We start from the raw sequence: 17858 nt of genomic DNA, 5'->3' as shown, positions 1-17858 counted from the left end.
CTCGACTAAGGGTGTGACATGGACGGGACAGCATTCAAAAAAGCGTTTGGCAAACGGCTGCGATTCTTGCGGGAATTGCGCAGTCTCACCCAGGCCCGGCTTGCCGAGCGCATCGGGGTCACGGAGCAGTACATCAGCATGCTGGAGCGGGGTTTGTCCGCGCCGTCATTTTCCCTGGTGGCGCAGCTCTCCCGCACGCTGGATGCGCACCCCGCGGCGCTGTTTCTGTTTCCCCGGCTTGAGGGCGAAGAGGCCCCGCCCCTGCCCCTGCCCACCCTGCCGGAGAACCTGAGCCGGGTGGCGCATTGGGTGGTGGATCCACAGGGCGTGGAGACCATCTCTGCCGAGCTTGCGTCCTGGCTGCCGGCCCAGCCTGCCGGGGGTGGCCGCGGCAGTCGTGGCGACAAGTCCGCAACGCCCGTCTCCCTCTTTTCCCACGTGCCGCCGGAAGACGCCCGACGCATCCAGGAAGCCCTGCAGGCGGCCGCCGCCGGCAATCCCGCGCCGCTGTTCTCCTTCCGCCTGCTGGCCGACCCGCCCCTGCGCATCCTGGCCTATGCGGTGCAGCAGCCGGACGCGTCCCTGCGCATGGTGCTCATGGACGTCTCGGACCATCTGCGGCTCAAGCAGACCCAGCTGGATCTGCAGGCCGCCGTGGAGGCCCTGGCCGAGGAGCGCACCCGGCAACTGCAGGAAACCGTGGCTCAGCTTGAGGAAGAAGTCCGCCGCCGCCGCGAAAGCGAGGCCGCCCTGGCCGCCGCCGAGGCCCACTGGCGGATCCTCTTCGACCATGCGCCGGTAGGCATCTTCCAGAGCGTGCCCGAGGGCCGCTTCCATGCCGTGAACCATGAAGCCCTGCGCATGTTCGGCTATGATTCGCACGAAGAGATCCTGGCCATGGAGGACATTGGCCGACAATTATATGTCGATCCCTCCCATCGCAGCGAACTCCTGGAGATGCTGCTCCGTCAAGGGGCCATTGACGATTACGCAGTCACCCTCAAGGCCAAGGACGGCCGCACCTTCCGTGCCGCCATCACCGCCCGGCTGCTGCCGCCGGCAGTGTCTGCCGACGGGCACAAGGCGTCCTTCATCGGGTTCGTCAAGGCCCTGCCGTTGGACGACAGCCCTGCGCCGACTGCACTGAAGGCGTAATCCTCAGGCACACCAGCCACACCAGCCGCGCCCAGGCGAGCCCAGACGAGCCCAGACGAGCCTGACGCTACACCAGCGACACGTACTGGGCGTGCTCCACGCCGTCCAGCAACTGAAACGCCGTCAGCCGCAGGCGGATCAGGGCAGTGTCCGGCCGGGAGGCGAACTCCGTCAGCCTGGGATGCCGGGCCAGAAACCGGGCGCGCAGTCCGGCGGCGGCCTCCGGGGGCGTGTCCGCCAGCACAGCAGAGACGGTGAGGGCCTGCACAGCCTCGCGCGCGTGCACCTGTCGTGTGTCCACCAGCAGGCTCACCCTGGGATTCTCCATCAGATTTGCATATTTCCGCGAGTCTTGCGGCGTCGTCAGCAGCAGGTGCCTGCGTTCCGCATCCAGCGCATACGCCATGAGGGAGCAATGCGGCGGCGCGTCCGCCCGGGCAGGGCACGTGGCCAGCACGGCCAGATCCGACGCATCCAGCAAATCCAGACAGCGCCCGATCAGCAGGGCGGCAGGGGCAGAGGACGTGGGCATGGAAGCCTCCTTGTTGGCGTGCATTGTCCCTGCATGCCCGATCCGTGGCGCGCGGGCAAGGCCGCATCGCACCTTTCTTCGCACCTCCGTGCGGCCGGGCATACCCGGCCGGCATTTGCGCATTGCCGGCAAGCGTGCTATGGCTCAACCCTCATTTACAAGAAACTCGTGCGGTACGCGCGCCGGCATCGGCCGCCGCCACTGCAGCCGGATCACACGGACTGCATGCGATCCGCACATCATAGCACCCTAGCCGGAGGAAATTGCATGGGCGCCGTCAGCCAGTTCATGGAGACCAATTACAAACACTTCAACGCCCGGGAAACGTTGGCGGCGGCCAAAGCCTGGAAAGCGCTGCTGGACAAGGGCGGGAAGATGTTCATCACCCTGGCTGGCGCCATGAGCAGCGCGGAGCTGGGCATCTCCCTGGGCCAGATGATCCGCGCCGGCAAGGTGCACGCCATCAGCTGCACGGCGGCCAACCTGGAAGAGGATCTGTTCAACCTCTTCGACAACCACAGCTACGAAGTGGTGCCCAACTGGCGCGAACTGACCGCAGAAATGGAACGCGACCTGCGTGATCGCGGCTTTAACCGCGTGACGGACACCTGCATTCCCGAAACCGTCATGCTCAAGGCCGAGGCCACCCTCCTGGACATCTGGAAGCAGGCGGACAAGAACGGCACCCGCAAATTCATGTGCGAATACTTCTTCGACATGCTGGACCGTCCTGAAATCAAACAGCATTTCGCCATTCCTGCCGAGCATTCCTGGGTCCTGGCGGCCAAGGAAATGCAGGTGCCCATCTTTTCCCCCGGGTTCGAGGACTCCACCCTGGCCAACAAGTTCACGGCCATGGTCATGGACGGTCGGCTGTCTTCCCACAGCCTCATCAAAAGCGGCACGGAAATCATGCACGTGCTGGCCGAATGGTACATGGCCCAGGCCGATGCCGGCACCCCCGTGGGCTTCTTCCAGATCGGCGGCGGCATTGCCGGGGACTTCCCCATCTGCACCGTGCCCATGCTCATCCAGGATCTGCACAAGGACGACACCCCGTTCTGGGCGTACTTCTGCCAGATCAGCGATGCCGTGACCTCCTACGGCGGCTACTCCGGCGCCAACCCCAGCGAGAAAATCACCTGGTACAAGCTGGATGTGGATACGCCGCGGTTCATGATCAACTCGGATGCCACCATCGTCGCCCCGCTGATTTTCGCCTATGTGATGGACTGGTAGTCACCGGCCATCCTCCGCTCTGCAGTTGCACAGACGTCTGCCTGCCCGCCTGGGCGGCAGACGTCTTTTTTTGTCTGGAACCGTTTGACGGCTGCCTGTGATCTGCGTAGTTTTGTCCTTATGTTGCTGCGCTGCGCCATCTGCCTGGCCGTGCTATGGGCATGTGCCATGTTTGCCGTGGACAATTCCGCGCTGCTCGCGTTCGACCGACAAATACTCAAAATATATTATTATATTCGCCCGCCATATTATGTGGAAGACGGGGACGGAGGCGTCCGCGGGCTGACCGCAGACCCCGTGCTCCGGGCTGCGGCGTTGGCGCATGTGCCGCTGCGCTGGGAGGTGTTGCCCCCGGCCCAGCACCTGCCGCACATTCAGGCCAATGCAGGCCCGGCCTGCGCCCTGGGCTGGTTCAAGACCCCGGAACGCGAACACCTTGCCAAGTTTTCGGCAGAAATCTATCGCGATGCCCCCTTCGTGGGGCTGGCCCGCCAAAATGCGCAGGCCTTTGCCGACCAGATGACCCTGGACCAGACTATGTCCAACAGCTCCCTGACCCTGCTGGTGAAGGAAAGCTTTTCCTATGGGGAGCATGTGGATACGCTGATCCGGACGCACAGGCCGCGGCGGGTGAGCACCTTTGAAGAAAACATCGCCATGCTGCACATGATCCAAAACGGACAGGCGGATTACATGCTGCTGGCCCCGGAGGAGGCAGAACACCTCTTCACCCTCGACGCATTTTCCCGCAACGCCTTCCGCATCCTGCACTTTCCAGATGTGCCGCCCGGCAACAGCCGGCATCTGATGTGCACCCGGGCAACGCCGGACAGCCTCCTGGAGCGGCTCAATCTGGGACTTCGGGGCATTCCCTCCCTGCCATGATCCGCCTGCAGCCCAGGCCCTCGAATGGCTTTCCCGGACGCTCCCCCCTTGCGCTGGTTGCGAATTCATGGTCTACACTCAAACAACCCTTTGTCGCAGCAGCCACATTTCTTTTCAGGAGACTCGCATGCTCAGCCCCAAAATGAACGATACCCTCAATGAACAGGTCAAGTGGGAGCTGTATTCCTCGTACCTGTACCTTGGCATGGCCGCCTGGTGCTCCCAAAAGGGTCTGCCCGGCTTTGCCAGCTGGATGCGGATGCAGGCGCAGGAAGAACTCTTCCATGCCTTGAAATTTTACGACTACATCCTTGAACGCGGCGGAGCAACCACGCTGTTCGCCATCGACGCCCCCACGCAGGAATGGGAAACGCCGCTTGCCGTGTTTGAGTATGCCCTGAACCACGAATACAGCGTCACCAAACGCATCAACGATCTCATGGACGTGGCCCATGCAGAGCGGGACCATGCCTGCGCCATCTTCCTGCAGTGGTTTGTCACGGAGCAGGTGGAGGAAGAAGATTCCTTCAACGATATTCTTGCAAAGCTGCGCCTCATTGGCGGCCAGGGCGAGGGGCTCTTCATGATGGACAAGGAGCTTGCCACCCGTCCTGCCCCCACGCCGCCTGCCGCCTGAGACAGGCCCGAAACCCCGGGAGCGCCATGGAACATTTCCTGACAATGCCTCCTGTTCCATGGCCTCCCCAAGCCGCGTGATGCATGCGTTCGCCTGCGCCCGTGCCAGGCAGCGCATTGAACCGGGAGATCGCCCATGACCGCCGACGCCTACGCGCCGTTCCATCAGACCCTGTGCCAGGCCACGGATCTGTGCACCCGGGCCGTGGATTTTTATACCCGGGCCGCCCAGGCCTGCAGCGACAGCAGCATTCGGCACGTGTTCGACCGCATTGCCGAATTCAAGCTGGCCCGCCTGAAAAAATTCGATGCCATGCTCGCCGCGCTGGCCACCCAGGATGCCCCGGCGGCCTGCACGCTGGACGAGGCAGCGCTTGCCCGCGGCGATGCCGTCTTTGCCAAGGCCACGGCCGACTTGCCCAAGACATGCCCCCCCTCCGCCCTGGCGGCCATCGACACCGGGCTGGCGCTGGAGCTGGAAATCAAGGCGTTCTACGAAGCGCAGCTGGGGCAGGCCCAGTTTGCCGAAGAGACCGCCCTGTGGCAGCGGCTGGTCCAGGAATCCAACAGCCAATACATCATGCTAAGCGACTTGCAACGATACTACGACGACTCCATGAGCTGATTGCCCGCGTCCGGCATCCGCTTGTTCACGACTCAGCCGCAGGGAGACGACATGCAGTTGACTGCCGCAACCATCCTCATCGGCGGCGAGGCAGGCCAAGGCCTGGCCACGGTGGGGCACTTGTTGACCAAGACCCTGGTCCGCGCCGGGTACGATGTGGTCGTGACCCAGGATTACCAATCCCGCATCCGTGGCGGGCACAACACCTTCGCCATTCGCACAACCCTGCCCGGCGAGGGTCCGCGGGTGGCCGCCCCCTCGGCATCCGTGGATATCCTGGTGGCGCTGAACCAGGAAACCATCGACCTGCACACGCCGGCCCTCACCCCCGGGGGCGTGCTGCTGATGGGTCAGGCCATGTCCGCGCACGATGTCAATGCCTTGGCCGTGCCGTACAAGGAACTTATCCCCAAGCCAATTTTCGAGAATGTGGCCGCCCTGGGCGTGCTGTGCGGCCTGCTGGGTCTGGACCGCGCCCACCCCGCCCGGCTGGTGACGGAGCAGTTCCAGAAAAAGGGACAAGACGTCATTGACCAAAACCTGGCCGTGCTCGCCAAAAGCCATGACTGGGTGGAACAACAGCCGCATGGCTTTGGCCCCCTGGCCAAGGCCCCTGCCCGCGGCGAACATCTGGCCCTGAACGGCAACGAGGCCGTGGCCCTGGGCGCCATGGCCGCAGGCTGCACGTTCTGCTCCTATTATCCCATGACGCCGGCCACGTCTGTTCCCATGATGCTCGCGGCCCATGCGGAGACTGTGGGCATAGTGGTGGAGCAGGCGGAAGACGAAATCGCCGCCGTCAACATGGTCCTCGGCGCGAGCTATGCCGGCGCCCGGGCCATGACCGCCACCTCCGGCGGTGGCTTTGCCCTGATGGTGGAAGGCGTCTCACTGGCTGGTATGACGGAAACGCCCCTCGTGGTCTTTCTGTCACAGCGCCCCGGCCCGGCCACCGGCCTGCCAACCCGCACCGAACAGGCAGACCTCACCCTCGCCCTGTATGCCGGGCACGGCGAGTTCCCCCGCGCCATCTTCGCCCCGGGCACCATCGAGCAGTGCTTCCACCTGACGGTGCATGCCTTCAACCAGGCGGAAAAGGCCCAGACCGCCATATTTGTCTTGTCCGATCAGTTCCTTGCCGATTCCGTCCGCAATGTGGAGCCGTTCGACCTTGCCGCGCTCCCGCCGGCGGTCCTGCCGGATCGCAGCGACGATGCGCCCGAATCGTACCAGCGGTACGCCGTGACGGAATCCGGCGTCTCGCCGCGCCGCCTGCCCTGCGCGGGGCAGTCGCTTGTGGTGCTCGACTCAGACGAACACACGCCGGACGGGCACATCACCGAAGATTTGGCCGTTCGCGTCACCATGCATGAAAAACGCCTGCGCAAGCATGCGCTGCTGCGTACCGATGCCATCCCGCCCGACTACGACGGCCCCCCCACCCCAGACCTGCTGCTTGCCTGCTGGGGATCCACCCTTGGCGCGGTGCAGGAGGCGGCAGCCCTGCTGCGCGCGGAAGGCCAGGCCGTGGGTGTGCTGCACTTCACGCAGGTCTGGCCCCTGAACCCGGACCACTTTTTGCCGCGCTTTGCCCAGGCAGGCAAGGTCGTCATGGTGGAAGGGAATCATGCCGGGCAACTTGCCAACTGCATTCGAATGGAAACCGGGTTTGCGATGACACAGTGCATCACCAGATATGACGGGTTGCCCTTCACCGCACGCTACATCCTCGACAGACTGTAGGAGCCTGCCATGCTGAACACAGACATCTATGGTGAGTTCGAGACTGCCTGGTGCCCGGGTTGCGGCGACCACGCCATTCTGAAATCGCTCAAGCAGGCGCTGGCCATTCTGGAAATCGAACCGCACCAGTACGTGCATTGCTCCGGCATCGGGCAGGCCGCCAAAACACCGCACTACCTGCGCTGCAACTGCTTCAACGGCCTGCACGGCCGCAGCCTGCCGCCTGCCCAGGCCATCAAGCTGGCCAATCCCGACGCGACGGTGCTGGTCAGCTCCGGGGATGGCTGCTCCTACGGCGAAGGCGGCAATCACTTCCTGGCCGCAATCCGCCGCAATGTGGACATCACCGTTATTGTGCACGACAACCAGATCTACGGGCTCACCAAAGGCCAGGCCAGCCCCACCACATCCGAAGGATCCAAGACCAAAAGCCAGCCCTGGGGCGTGACCAATCAGCCGTTCAACCCCATGGCCGTGGCGGTCGCCATGCGCGCCAACTTCGTGGCGCGGAGCTTTTCCGGCATGATGGAACACCTGACGGACATGATTGTCCAGGCCGTCCGGCACCCGGGCTTCTCCCTGGTCGACGTGCTGCAACCGTGCGTATCCTTCAATAAAATCAACACATTCTCCTGGTATAAGGAGCGCTGCAAACCCATCGACCCAGCCCACGACCCCACCAATTGGGAAGCCGCCATGCAGGTGGCCTCCGTATTCGGACAGACCATCCCCGTGGGTGTGATCTACAAAAACGACAGGCCGCCCCTGGGCGCCCGCTACAAGACCCTTGCCGCAGGACCACTGCACGAACGCACGCCAAACCTCGCGGCAGTGGAGCGCATCATGCAAACATTTGCCTAACAGAGGCAGACACGGTACTGTCCGCGTTCGCAATGCCGGGCCGCAGACCGCACATTCCCGGCGCATGACTGCAACACGACACCCCCATGAATACCGAACACATCACACAACATGTCGTCGGCGTAATCCGCGCCGCCTTTTCCACGGATATGGACGCCCGCACGGAGGCCCTGCGCGAGTTTTTGAGCGTGGTGGCCCCCAAAACCCTGGATAGCCCCATTGAACGCTGGTGTGCGGTCCTTCCTTCGTGCATGCCCTCGCTCTATGAGAAATGGGCCACCATGTTTGCCGAGCGCATGGTGGAGACCATTCCGCACGATCAATTGCAGTACCTGTGCAATGGCGAGCAGGAAAACGACGCCGCCCTGAAGCTCGCCTTCGTGATGTTTATGGAGTCCGCCCGCATGGAACAGCAAATGCCCCTGGATATTGCTGCGGTGGCGACGCAGCAGTGCTCGCCCGAAGAAGAGGTGCTGCTGCAAACCATCTCCCATGCCCTGGCCTCCCGCTTGCGGAGCAAGGACACCGCCTGAGCGGGTGACGCCACGTTTTTTGCGCAACGTGGCGCAAAAGAGATCCTTGACGCCGACACAATCATTGCCACGCAGGGCGCGCCGTGCTGCATGCAACGCGACGACGCGCCCTGCCCTGTTCAATGCAATTCATCAATGCTCAAGGGGCTGCTGCACGCCGGGCACCGCTGGATCCGCTCGCCCGTCAGGCTGGCAACGCACCAGAACAGGACGCGCCACCGGCCCCCCTGCGTTGCAAATTGCACCACGATTTTTTGTCCGCAGCGACAAAACCTCTCTTGCATGACCAACTCCTCGCCGCCCCTCGGGCCGGCTGCGCAATGATGATACGGCTACCGATATTCCCGACAACTCCAAATCATCTTCCCGATGATCCGCACCTGCTCCAGCTCTTCTCCTTGCAACACGATCGGGGCATAGCCCGTGTTGTCAGAACGCAACACCAGCGCCCCGGGGCGACGTTCAATTCGTTTCAGCATGACCGTCTCCTCAACGCCGACTGCGTAGATGGCCCCGGCAATGATGGTCTTCTTGCTTTGATCGATGAGCGCCATGTCGCCTTCCTGAATCAACGGCTCCATGGAATTGCCGAACACATCCATGAGCACCATCATGCCCGGCACACCCTTACGCAACAGCCATGCGCTGCTGAAGGCGTAGTACTCCTCCACGGCGTCATCCACCTCAAAGGAGCCGCCCCCGGCACACAACCTGGCGCGAACCTTTGGGATTTGCACAAAACCCTCCTCCGGGCCAGTGCCTGGCTGATGCGGCTCCCCCGCGCCGGTGGCCAGCCATTGCGGCGACAGCGAATGCTCCTTGGCCAGAATCGCCACCCATGCGTACGGCACTGCCTCGCGCCGCTTGGCCTGGGAAATCGCAGACCTGTTCACGCCGAGGGCCCGGGCCAGATCCTGCTGCGACTGCAACCCCAGGACCTGCGAGGCCCGGATGAAGAAAGATTCAAAGGGGATGTTTTGTTTCATATCCTTTCTGCACTCTTTTGATTAGTTTTATATACATCACGCGCAAAAAACGCAACACATTTCGTGCTTGCCCGACACCCTGCCCTGGCTTACAACAAAGACACTTTTTCACCTGTTATGACCTGGGAATCTCACCATGCAGAGCAGAACCTTACTCAATGAATTCAAATGGATGTTGGATCAGCCGCCCCGGAAATGGCTTGTGACCGGCGTCGCCGGCTTCATTGGATCCAACCTCCTCGAAACACTCCTTTTCCTTGGGCAGCACGTTGTCGGATTGGACAACTTCTCCACCGGCAGCGAGCGAAATCTTGCAGACGTGCGGGAGGCTGTGGGGGAGGATCGCTGGAGATCGTTCACGTTTATACAGGGCGACATCTGCAACGTTGCCGACTGCTCTGCCAGCCTTGCCGGCGTGGACGTGGTGCTGCACCAGGCGGCCCTGGGTTCGGTGCCGCGCTCCATCCAGGACCCCATCACCACCAATCACGCCAATATCACCGGCTTTTTGACGCTGCTGACCACGGCGATGCATCTTGGCGTCCGCCGATTCGTCTATGCCGCCTCAAGCTCGACATATGGCGATTCACCCACACTGCCAAAAGTGGAGCATGTGATCGGCAAGCCCTTGTCGCCCTATGCAGTAACCAAGTATGTGAACGAATTATATGCTGATGTCTTTGCCAAAACCTATGGCATGGAATGCATCGGGCTGCGCTACTTCAATGTCTTTGGACGCCGCCAGAGTCCGGACGGCGCCTATGCCGCAGTCATCCCGCTCTGGTTCAGGGGCCTGCTGCAACATGCGGATATTTTCATCAATGGTGACGGGATGACCTCTCGCGATTTCTGCCATGTGGACAACGCCGTGCAGGCCAACCTGCGTTCCGCCCTGACCGAGAACCCCGACGCGCTGAATCAGGTGTACAATGTTGCCTGCGGCAAGCAGGCCTCATTGAATGAATTGTATGCGCTCATCCAATGCAACGTTGCCGACCACACCCCGGACGCAACGGCCAGGACGCCCACATACAGGGATTTCCGCGCCGGCGATGTCCGGCACTCCCTGGCCGACATCGGCAAGGCCCGCACCCTGCTCGGGTACGAGCCGTACTATACGCTTGAGGAAGGGCTGCGCATCACCGCGCCGTGGTATATCTCCAGGCTTGCGTAGCGCGTACCGCTGCATTCCTGGCAGGCGTTTGCACGGGGGAAGCCTTTCGGAAAGGTTTCCCCTGACAACTGGCCCTCACGCAGCCGGAGAGGAGAGGGAGACCGGCTCGCAGAGGTCCTGCGCCGTGGTGTCACCGGGAGCAAGGGGCAGTTCAATGCGAAAGCAGCTGCCCTGGCCGGGGGTGGAATCCACCGCAATGCTGCCGCCGTGGGCCAACACGGCATGGCGGGTGATGAACAGGCCCAGGCCCGTGCCATTGCTGCCCTTGGTGGAGAAGAACACCTGGAAGAGCTTGTTGCGGGTGGATTCGTCCATGCCGGGGCCGGTATCCTGCACGTCGATGCGCACCCTGCCGTCCACGCGCCGGCAGCGCAGGGTGACCGTGCGGGCGCGGCCATCGTCGGCTGTCGATTGCGAGGCGGCGCACGCCTCAATGGCGTTTTCCAGCAGGTTCACCAGGGCGGCAGCCAACAGCGTGGGATCTGCTGCGAAGGTGGCCGAAGGCTGTGAGGACTCGTCGGACGGTTCCGGCGCGTCCAGCACCAGTTGCACGCCCAGGCGCTCGGCCTTTTCGCGCACCATATTCAGCGTCTCCCGACCGAAGCGACGCAATTCCAATACTTTGCGCTCCGGCTCGCGGCGCTTGGCGCAGAAGAGGATATCCAGAATCAATGTCTTGATGCGACCAGCCACGTCCTTGGTCTGTTCAAAGCCGCGGTGCATGCGGGGCATGTCGTTGCGTTCCAGGCCGGCTTCCATGGCGTACAGCGCGCCATCCAGGGCCGTGAGCAGGCCCTTGACGCCGTGGGAGAGGGACGCCACCACCAGCCCCAGGGAGGCCAGATGCTCGCGGGTGGCGGCCAGCTCGGTCTGCAGGCGCTTGAGTTCGCCCATGTCCACGGCCAGTTCCATCACCAGCACGGTTTCGCCGGTGCTGGTGCGGATGGGCGCGGTGTGGACCACCACGGGAATCTCGTTGCCCTCCTTGCAGAGCAGCACTTCATGCACGCGGCGGGGGGCATCGGAAAAGAAGGTGGCCGGCACGGGCAGGGCGCGTTTTCTGGTCGCCCCGTCCTTGTAGATGGCCCAGCCATCCCGGACCTGGGCGCTCTCGCCGGTGGGATCGCCCAGCCGTTCGCGGTAGCGCTGGTTGACGCTGACGATGCGGCCGTCGCGGTCGTGCAGGGCCACGAAGCAGGGCAGTTCGTCGAGCACGGAGAGGCCGTCCTGCAGATCGGCCGCCACGCCGCTAAACGCCTGGGAAAGACCCTCCACCACCTGCCGGGCGGCGAGCTGGCGTTCCATGGCCACCAGGCGGGAGGCCTGCGACTGCGCCAGGGCCTCCAGGTTGCAGGTGTACTCGTGGAGCTGGCGACGGGTTTCGATGCGTTCCAGGGCGCGGGCCACGGCCACTTCCAGGGCGCCATCGCTCACAGGCTTGGGCAAAAAATCCGCCGCCCCCAACTGCAGGCCCTTGATGGCCAGATCCATATCGCCGTGACCGGTGACGATGATCACTTCCGTTTCCGGAGCCACGGCTTTTATGGCTTCCAGCACTTCCAGCCCGCTTTTGCCGGGCATGCGCACGTCTGTCACCACGATGGCCGGCGGAGGAGGCGCGGCTGTCCCCTGGGCGGTGACGGACGCAAAATGCGCCAAGGCCTGATCGCCGTCGGCGGCCTCAATCACCAAAAAGCCCATGTCCCGCAGGGTCAGGCCCAGCACCTTGCGGACGCCGGCTTCGTCGTCCACCAGCAGAATGGATTCGCTGGCCGTCTGACACTGCTGCATCCGTGCTCCTCCGGGAGATTTCCCGTTTGCGACTGATGGGGTCATCCTGCCAGAAGACGGGCCAGGGCGTCCAGCAATCCTTGGGGGGTTGGCGGTTTGTGCACATGCAGCACGGGTGCGCCACATTCGGCAAGGGGCCGGCCCAGGCCGGCCTCCACCAGCGCCACGGCATGGCGGAAGGCCGGCTCCGAGACGGCGGAAAGGACCAGTACGGGAATACGCGCCAGGGTTGGGTCCATTTTGAGCCCCTGGAGCATTTTGAGCCCGCCCTGCTCCGGCATCATCAGGTCCAGGGAGATGCAGTCCGGCTGCATCTCCCTGGCTTTTTCCAATCCTTGCGCACCGTCTCTGGCTGTGGCGGTTTCGTGGCCGGCCGAGCGGAAGACGGCGCTCACGAACACCCGCAGATGCGCTTCGTCGTCCACCACCAGCACGTTGGCCATGCGCTTAGGCCTCTTCGGTTTCCGGCCGGTGCCCGTAGGGGGAGACGTCCACCTTGTCCGGATGGTTCACGCTGACCACCGGGCAGTTGGAGCGCAGCACCACCTGTTCCAGGGTGGACCCCATGAGGGCCTGTTCCGGGTCCACGTCCTTGCTGTGGTGGGCCATGGCGATGAGGTCAGCCTTGGCTTCCCGGGCGTACTTCAGGATTTCCACGTACGGCTCGCCTTCCCAGATCTGGATGACGTAGTTGTCGAAGCCTTCCATCTTGCTGATGTACTTGTCTTCGATCTTCTTCTTGGCGGCTTCGAGCTTCTTTTCCACATAGGCCTGATCCGGGGCCACGGCGCCGCCTTCCTTGCCCACGTCCAGGGCGTGGAAGAGGTGCAGACGGCAGCCGATGTCTGCGGCCACGTTGCGGGCAAAGGTAAAGGCATGGCCGGACTGCTTGGAGAAATCCACGCCCACCACGATGTTGGCGAAGTAGCTCCAGCAGGTGATACACGGACGGCTGACCACCAGCACCGGGCAGCGGGCCGTGCGGGCCACACGCTGCATGGTGGAGCCGGCCACGGCGCGGTGGCGGGTGGCGCCCACGTCGTCCGCGCGGGTGTGCGCGCCCATGATGATGAGATCCGCGCCAATCTTGCGGGCCGTGCGCAGCACTTCCATGGCCGGATCGCCCACCACGGCTTCCAGGGTGCAGCCGGGATGGTCCTTCATCAGGGCTTCGTACGTGGTTTCCATCTCCTCCTTCACCAGGTCCACGTAGTTCTGGTCCTGGGCCTCGGTTTCGCTGCCGGTGCGCACGTCCGTGGCAAAGGTGGAGAACCCGCGGGTGGGGATGCCGAAAACGTGGAAGACCGTCAGTTCGGACTTGTTCTTCTTGGACAGTTCAAAGGCCACCTTGGCGGCATCGTCGCAGGTGGGGGACGCAGTGGTGGCGAACAAAATCTTCTCGAACATATATTACCTCCTGAGGGCGCATTCCGCTGAAGCGCCGTGGAACGAAAGCTGCCAGGCCACGGCTTCGATCAGCTCGAACAGGGTGAAGACCGTTTCGAAGACGAACTCTGCAAAGCGGTCGCCCAGGACCATGTGCCGGCAACGGCCCAGGCGGAACGGCGCGTCCCACAGGGACGCCGGGGGAATGTGCTTGATGGGGACCTCCTGGCTGGGGGTATCGTTGTGGACGCCGATGAGCGACGTGTACATATCCAATCGGGCCGGGCCGGGATGGCCCACCAATTCCACAGTGCGCACCAGCTCCAGCCGATCGCAATCCGGCGGCATGGGGCCTTTGCCCTGGGCTGCAGCCTGGAGCAGGGCCGGGAGAAACTGGCTGAGCCGCACAAAATCCGTATGCAGCTGAATCATCCTGAACCAACTGCCCAGGGTGAAGCCCTCTTCCAGGGTCACGGCCTCGCCCAGCAGGATCAGAGGATCCTGGGCAAAGGGGCGGCCATCCACCAGCAGGCAGCCATCGGGGGTGATGTCTACTCGCTGCATGATGCACACCTCCCCGTTCCGGCCAGCCCTGCGGGGGCGGCTTCCGTGACAAAATAGCCCTTGGCGCTGGCGGCAGGCAGGCACAGGGCAAAGGTGGCGCCGTCGGGGCCGGCGTTTTCCAGCTCGATGGTGCCGCCGTGGGCCTCCACAATGCGCTTGGTGGCCATCAGCCCCACGCCGGTGCCCGTGGCCTTGCCCGTGGCGAAGGCGGCGAAGAGCCGCTCCCGGGCCTCTTCCATCACGCCGGGGCCGGTATCCGAGATGCGGTAGCAGATGAAGCGCCCTTGCCGGCTGGTGGTGAGCCGCACTTCCCGCACGCAGGCTTCCACGGGGCGCACGCCCTTGAAGGGGATGGCCGCGGCCTCGATGGCGTTGCCCACCAGATTCATGAGGCACTGGTGAATGGCCTTGGCGTCCATGAGGATGGGCTCGCGACCGGCGCCGGCCTCCACCGTCAGCTCCACGCCGGCCTCCAGGGCCTTGTGGCGCAGCAGGGAGGCCACTTCCAGGGCCGGCTGGTCTGGGTCGCACGGGGCGCGCTGGGGGACGCGTTCCGAGCCCATCTGCAGCAAGTCCTGCATCAGGTGCCTGATGGCGGCCACATTGTCCTTGAGCATGGCGAAGCCCTGTTCCTGCATGGCGTCGTCGCCCTTGCGGCCGGACTCCATCAGAAAGATGGCGCCTTCCAGTCCGGAGGCGATGTTCTTGATGGCATGGGCCAGGGATGCCGCAGTCTGCCCCACGGCGGCAAACCGCTCCACGGCGGCCAGTTCCCGGCTTTTTTCCAGGGCCAGGCGCTCCAGGTGTTCGGTGTATTGCCGCAGCTGCCGGCGCATGGCCAGGTGTTCCCGGGCGCGGGTGAGGGCGATATCCAGCACGTCCTCGTTGATGGGTTTGGTTACAAAATCCGTGGCTTCGCGTTTGATGGACTGGATGGCCAGATCCAGATCCCCGTGCCCGGTGAGCATGACGACTTCGATGTCCGGATTGTTGGCCTTGATGCGCGTGAGCAGCTCGATGCCGTCCATGCCCGGCATTTTGATGTCCGTCAGCACGATGGCCGGGCGCACGACTTCCAGCTGCGCCAGGGCATCTTCCCCGGAAGTGGCCAGGTGCACTTCGTAGCCGGCATCGCGCAGGATCAGGGACAACACCTTGCGGATGCCTTCTTCATCATCCACCAGCAGGATGGTTTTTTCCGACGACAACTCAACCATTGGACGACTCCTCCGGGAGGGCGCAGGCTGTGGCTTCGGGGGATGGCAGAATCACCAGGAACGTGGAGCCTTCCGGCCCGGAACGCTCCAGGAAGATCTCCCCGCCGCAGTCCTGGACAATCCCGTAACTGATGGACAACCCCAGCCCGGTGCCTTTGCCTGTGGCCTTGGTTGTGAAAAAAGGCTCAAATATCCGGCCCTGCACGCCCGCGGGCACGCCGCCACCGGTGTCTGACACGCGAATATGCACCCACCCGTGGCAGTCCCTGGCGACAATGGATATCAGTTTTTCTTCGCCAGAGCCAGACTCGCGCAGGGTGCGGGATTTTTCCCCCTGGAACTTTTCTTCGATGGCGTCCCGGGCATTCATGAGCATGTTCACGAACACCTGCTCCAGCCGGCCGGCATCGCCCATCACCTTGGGCACGTTGGGAGACACGTCCAGCTCCACCTTGATCTGCCGCAGGGCCAGTTGCTGGCGGAACATCTCCAGGGAGCGCAAGAGCACCTCGCCCACGTCCACTTCCATGAGCTCCATTTCCGGACGACGGCCGAATTCCCGCAAATGATTGATGATGCGCGAGGCGCGGTCCACGTGGCTGTCCATCTCCTGGGAGAGGTCGGCCAGCACGTCCGGGGCCACGGTCTCGCCGCGGCGAATCTTCTTCAAAAAGTAGGAGGCTGCGCCCTTGATGACCGTCAGCGGCTGATTGAGCTCGTGGGCCACGCCGGCCGCCATCTCGCCCAGGGTGGCCATCTTGCCGGCATGCACCAGTTGCTGTTCCGCCTCCAGCCGGCGGGTGATGTCCGTGACGGTGATGAGCAGCACGTGGGTTCCGCCAATCTCCACCGGCGTGGCCAGCATGGCCACGTACAGGGTACGGCCGTCCGGCACCAGCTGCGGCGCGCGATCTATGGATTTGCACACGCGCAAATCCGCTGCCATGCGCCCGCGGGAGTCCGGCAGAAAAAAGTCCGGGAAATAGCGGCCCAGCATGTCCTTGCGCGGAATGCCGTACACGGTTTCGGCGCTCTTGTTGCAATCCAGCACGGTCAGGCCGGTCAGATCCAGCAGGAACACCGGGCTGGGGATGGTGCGGTAAATGGCCTGGTATTTTTCCTCCAGGCGCTTGGCCTCGCGTTCCAGCTCCTTGCGGGCGGTGATGTCCAGGCTCATTTCCATGGCCGCCACCACCTCGCCCTTCTCATCGCGCAGGGGGGCCGTGGTCACCAGCCAGTGGCGCAGGTTGCCCTGGGAATCCAGCCCGCTTTCCTCGCTGGTGGCCGAGCGGCCGGTCTGGAAGGTGGTTTCCACCGGGCAGACAGGGCACTTTTCGCTGCGGCCCTTGTATGCCTTGTAGCAGGGCTGGCCGGGGCGGGGATGAAAATGCTCCTTGAATTCCCTGTTGTAGCGCAACAGGCGAAAATTGCGGTCTTGCACGGTGATAAAACACGGGACATTGGCAAAGAGGTTCTGGTATTCGTCGCGCTGACGATTCAGATCCTTCTGCTTTTCCACAATGGCCGCGCCCATGTCTGCCACGGCCTGCGCCAGCTGACCGATCTCGTCGCGCTGCCTGGTCACCGGCACCGGGGGTTCCTCCCCACGGGCAATGCCGCGGGTGGTCTGGATGAGCGCCCGGATGGGCCGGTTGACGTACTGGCCCATGAAAAACAGCAACAGACCGGAAACTGCCAGGAACACGCCGGCGGAAAACAGCAGCATGCGCCGGCCCAGGGCCTGCACCTCCTCGTCCGAAGTCCCCTGGGAGAGGACGATGTCTATGGCGCCGAGGATTTTGGTGTCCGCAGGATGAAAGTGGCACCCCTCGCTGCAGCCCGGCTCGTTCTCAATGGGCGTGAGCATGCCGATGCTGCGGCCGGTTTCGTCCTCTGCCATCCGCGTGCGCTCCATCACGCTCAGGATGGTGCGCGGCGTGGCCGAGGCGTGGCAGGGAGCGCAGGCAGGCTCCCGCATGCCGGCCACGGTATCCACCTCTTCGGGCTTGTTGGAAAACTTGATGGCGCCGTCCTTGTTGTACACGCGCACGGCCAGAATTTCGGGTTGGCGGGCAATGTTGGCCACAATCTGGGAGATGTCGTCCCGGGAATTGAGCATCATGGCATAATGCAGCCCGAGCTTCACAGTGGTGGAGAGCCGTTCCGCGCCATCCAGGGCCGCCCGGTTGCCAAGCTCCTGCTGGTTGATCATGGCCGCCCACGTCAGCAAGGCCACACTGCCCAGCAGCAACACGCCATTGGCCACCACTAGCTTGCCGGCCAGGCTGTGGCTGATGGACGAAAACATGGACCCTGACGTAACCCCGGACATGGGCGCTCCTGCTCCTGGCTGTACACGGATGGAACGATTCTGGAATGCAGAACTCCGTGCAAACGCATGAGCACGTTGTGTGCCAGCACCACCAGATAAGCAACGGCGCGGATTTTGGCAATGTGGGATCAGGACGCGCCTGCAAGTGGGCGCATTTCGCGCCCGAAGTGACATTTTCTACTGGTTCCAACCCACGCCA

17 protein-coding genes are annotated in these 17858 nt (G+C 63.4%); 9 read left to right on the top strand and 8 right to left on the bottom strand.

Annotation, left to right across the window (positions count from 1 at the left end):
* Positions 1–18: 18 nt before the first annotated feature.
* Entirely contained in the window at positions 19–1155 is a 1137-nt protein-coding gene (locus tag DGI_RS08040; RefSeq protein ID WP_021760398.1) for a helix-turn-helix domain-containing protein, read from the top strand.
* Between the two features lie 67 nt (positions 1156–1222).
* Here the strand turns inward: DGI_RS08040 and DGI_RS08035 are convergent, their stop codons facing one another.
* On the bottom strand, positions 1223–1687 hold the full coding sequence (locus DGI_RS08035) for a pyridoxamine 5'-phosphate oxidase family protein (RefSeq protein ID WP_158407302.1): 465 nt from the start codon (positions 1685–1687) through the stop codon (positions 1223–1225).
* A 267-nt stretch (positions 1688–1954) separates the two neighbouring features.
* Between DGI_RS08035 and DGI_RS08030 the strand changes: the two genes are divergently transcribed.
* From DGI_RS08030 to DGI_RS08000, 7 genes are all read left to right on the top strand, one after another.
* Positions 1955–2926, top strand: coding sequence for a deoxyhypusine synthase family protein (locus tag DGI_RS08030; RefSeq protein ID WP_021760395.1), 972 nt, complete (start codon positions 1955–1957; stop codon positions 2924–2926).
* A 168-nt stretch (positions 2927–3094) separates the two neighbouring features.
* Entirely contained in the window at positions 3095–3811 is a 717-nt protein-coding gene (locus DGI_RS08025; RefSeq protein ID WP_027193076.1) for a transporter substrate-binding domain-containing protein, read from the top strand.
* 127 nt (positions 3812–3938) lie between these two features.
* Positions 3939–4448, top strand: a complete 510-nt coding sequence (locus DGI_RS08020) for a ferritin (RefSeq protein WP_021760392.1) — start codon at positions 3939–3941, stop codon at positions 4446–4448.
* A 135-nt stretch (positions 4449–4583) separates the two neighbouring features.
* The gene (locus DGI_RS08015; RefSeq protein ID WP_021760391.1) at positions 4584–5072 is read left to right on the top strand and encodes a ferritin family protein; all 489 of its coding nucleotides are present in this window, start codon (positions 4584–4586) and stop codon (positions 5070–5072) included.
* Positions 5073–5123: 51 nt separating this feature from the next.
* The gene (locus tag DGI_RS08010; RefSeq protein ID WP_021760390.1) at positions 5124–6815 is read left to right on the top strand and encodes a 2-oxoacid:acceptor oxidoreductase subunit alpha; all 1692 of its coding nucleotides are present in this window, start codon (positions 5124–5126) and stop codon (positions 6813–6815) included.
* A 9-nt stretch (positions 6816–6824) separates the two neighbouring features.
* A complete protein-coding gene (locus DGI_RS08005; RefSeq protein WP_021760389.1) occupies positions 6825–7676 on the top strand; it encodes a 2-oxoacid:ferredoxin oxidoreductase subunit beta in 852 nt (283 codons plus the stop codon).
* 86 nt (positions 7677–7762) lie between these two features.
* Positions 7763–8209, top strand: a complete 447-nt coding sequence (locus tag DGI_RS08000) for a hypothetical protein (RefSeq protein WP_021760388.1) — start codon at positions 7763–7765, stop codon at positions 8207–8209.
* A 332-nt stretch (positions 8210–8541) separates the two neighbouring features.
* On the opposite strand, the gene DGI_RS07995 is transcribed toward DGI_RS08000, so the two are convergent.
* Positions 8542–9195 carry a LexA family transcriptional regulator gene (locus DGI_RS07995; protein WP_021760387.1) on the bottom strand — a complete coding sequence of 218 codons (654 nt, stop codon included), beginning with the start codon at positions 9193–9195 and terminating at the stop codon, positions 8542–8544.
* Positions 9196–9367: 172 nt separating this feature from the next.
* Between DGI_RS07995 and DGI_RS07990 the strand changes: the two genes are divergently transcribed.
* Positions 9368–10369, top strand: coding sequence for an NAD-dependent epimerase/dehydratase family protein (locus tag DGI_RS07990; RefSeq protein ID WP_027193075.1), 1002 nt, complete (start codon positions 9368–9370; stop codon positions 10367–10369).
* A gap of 75 nt (positions 10370–10444) precedes the next feature.
* On the opposite strand, the gene DGI_RS07985 is transcribed toward DGI_RS07990, so the two are convergent.
* From DGI_RS07985 to DGI_RS07960, 6 genes are read right to left on the bottom strand one after another with little or no spacing between them, the layout of a single operon-like run.
* On the bottom strand, positions 10445–12160 hold the full coding sequence (locus DGI_RS07985; protein WP_021760385.1) for a hybrid sensor histidine kinase/response regulator: 1716 nt from the start codon (positions 12158–12160) through the stop codon (positions 10445–10447).
* 41 nt (positions 12161–12201) lie between these two features.
* On the bottom strand, positions 12202–12603 hold the full coding sequence (locus DGI_RS07980; protein ID WP_021760384.1) for a response regulator transcription factor: 402 nt from the start codon (positions 12601–12603) through the stop codon (positions 12202–12204).
* A 4-nt stretch (positions 12604–12607) separates the two neighbouring features.
* Positions 12608–13567: a universal stress protein gene (locus DGI_RS07975; RefSeq protein ID WP_021760383.1), complete on the bottom strand. Its 960-nt coding sequence runs from the start codon at positions 13565–13567 to the stop codon at positions 12608–12610.
* A 3-nt stretch (positions 13568–13570) separates the two neighbouring features.
* Complete coding sequence (locus tag DGI_RS17110; protein WP_021760382.1) at positions 13571–14110, bottom strand: hypothetical protein; 540 nt, start codon at positions 14108–14110, stop codon at positions 13571–13573.
* Positions 14098–15327: a hybrid sensor histidine kinase/response regulator gene (locus DGI_RS07965; protein WP_051286481.1), complete on the bottom strand. Its 1230-nt coding sequence runs from the start codon at positions 15325–15327 to the stop codon at positions 14098–14100. Before DGI_RS07965 ends, DGI_RS17110 begins: the two co-directional genes overlap by 13 nt.
* Positions 15320–17659 carry a PAS domain-containing protein gene (locus DGI_RS07960; RefSeq protein ID WP_235619935.1) on the bottom strand — a complete coding sequence of 780 codons (2340 nt, stop codon included), beginning with the start codon at positions 17657–17659 and terminating at the stop codon, positions 15320–15322. Before DGI_RS07960 ends, DGI_RS07965 begins: the two co-directional genes overlap by 8 nt.
* Positions 17660–17858 lie beyond the last annotated feature (199 nt).

The organism is Megalodesulfovibrio gigas DSM 1382 = ATCC 19364 (assembly GCF_000468495.1).
GTDB lineage: Bacteria > Desulfobacterota > Desulfovibrionia > Desulfovibrionales > Desulfovibrionaceae > Megalodesulfovibrio > Megalodesulfovibrio gigas.
The sequence above is the reverse complement of the archived record's forward strand: the minus strand, read 5'-3'. Positions and strand labels throughout refer to the sequence as shown.

Coding starts and splice junctions, on each gene's coding strand:
- DGI_RS08040 (WP_021760398.1), top strand. CDS start 19: ATGGACGGGACAGCATTCAAAAAAGCGTTTGGCAAACGGCTGCGATTC.
- DGI_RS08035 (WP_158407302.1), bottom strand. CDS start 1,687: ATGCCCACGTCCTCTGCCCCTGCCGCCCTGCTGATCGGGCGCTGTCTG.
- DGI_RS08030 (WP_021760395.1), top strand. CDS start 1,955: ATGGGCGCCGTCAGCCAGTTCATGGAGACCAATTACAAACACTTCAAC.
- DGI_RS08025 (WP_027193076.1), top strand. CDS start 3,095: ATGTTTGCCGTGGACAATTCCGCGCTGCTCGCGTTCGACCGACAAATA.
- DGI_RS08020 (WP_021760392.1), top strand. CDS start 3,939: ATGCTCAGCCCCAAAATGAACGATACCCTCAATGAACAGGTCAAGTGG.
- DGI_RS08015 (WP_021760391.1), top strand. CDS start 4,584: ATGACCGCCGACGCCTACGCGCCGTTCCATCAGACCCTGTGCCAGGCC.
- DGI_RS08010 (WP_021760390.1), top strand. CDS start 5,124: ATGCAGTTGACTGCCGCAACCATCCTCATCGGCGGCGAGGCAGGCCAA.
- DGI_RS08005 (WP_021760389.1), top strand. CDS start 6,825: ATGCTGAACACAGACATCTATGGTGAGTTCGAGACTGCCTGGTGCCCG.
- DGI_RS08000 (WP_021760388.1), top strand. CDS start 7,763: ATGAATACCGAACACATCACACAACATGTCGTCGGCGTAATCCGCGCC.
- DGI_RS07995 (WP_021760387.1), bottom strand. CDS start 9,195: ATGAAACAAAACATCCCCTTTGAATCTTTCTTCATCCGGGCCTCGCAG.
- DGI_RS07990 (WP_027193075.1), top strand. CDS start 9,368: ATGTTGGATCAGCCGCCCCGGAAATGGCTTGTGACCGGCGTCGCCGGC.
- DGI_RS07985 (WP_021760385.1), bottom strand. CDS start 12,160: ATGCAGCAGTGTCAGACGGCCAGCGAATCCATTCTGCTGGTGGACGAC.
- DGI_RS07980 (WP_021760384.1), bottom strand. CDS start 12,603: ATGGCCAACGTGCTGGTGGTGGACGACGAAGCGCATCTGCGGGTGTTC.
- DGI_RS07975 (WP_021760383.1), bottom strand. CDS start 13,567: ATGTTCGAGAAGATTTTGTTCGCCACCACTGCGTCCCCCACCTGCGAC.
- DGI_RS17110 (WP_021760382.1), bottom strand. CDS start 14,110: ATGCAGCGAGTAGACATCACCCCCGATGGCTGCCTGCTGGTGGATGGC.
- DGI_RS07965 (WP_051286481.1), bottom strand. CDS start 15,327: ATGGTTGAGTTGTCGTCGGAAAAAACCATCCTGCTGGTGGATGATGAA.
- DGI_RS07960 (WP_235619935.1), bottom strand. CDS start 17,659: ATGTCCGGGGTTACGTCAGGGTCCATGTTTTCGTCCATCAGCCACAGC.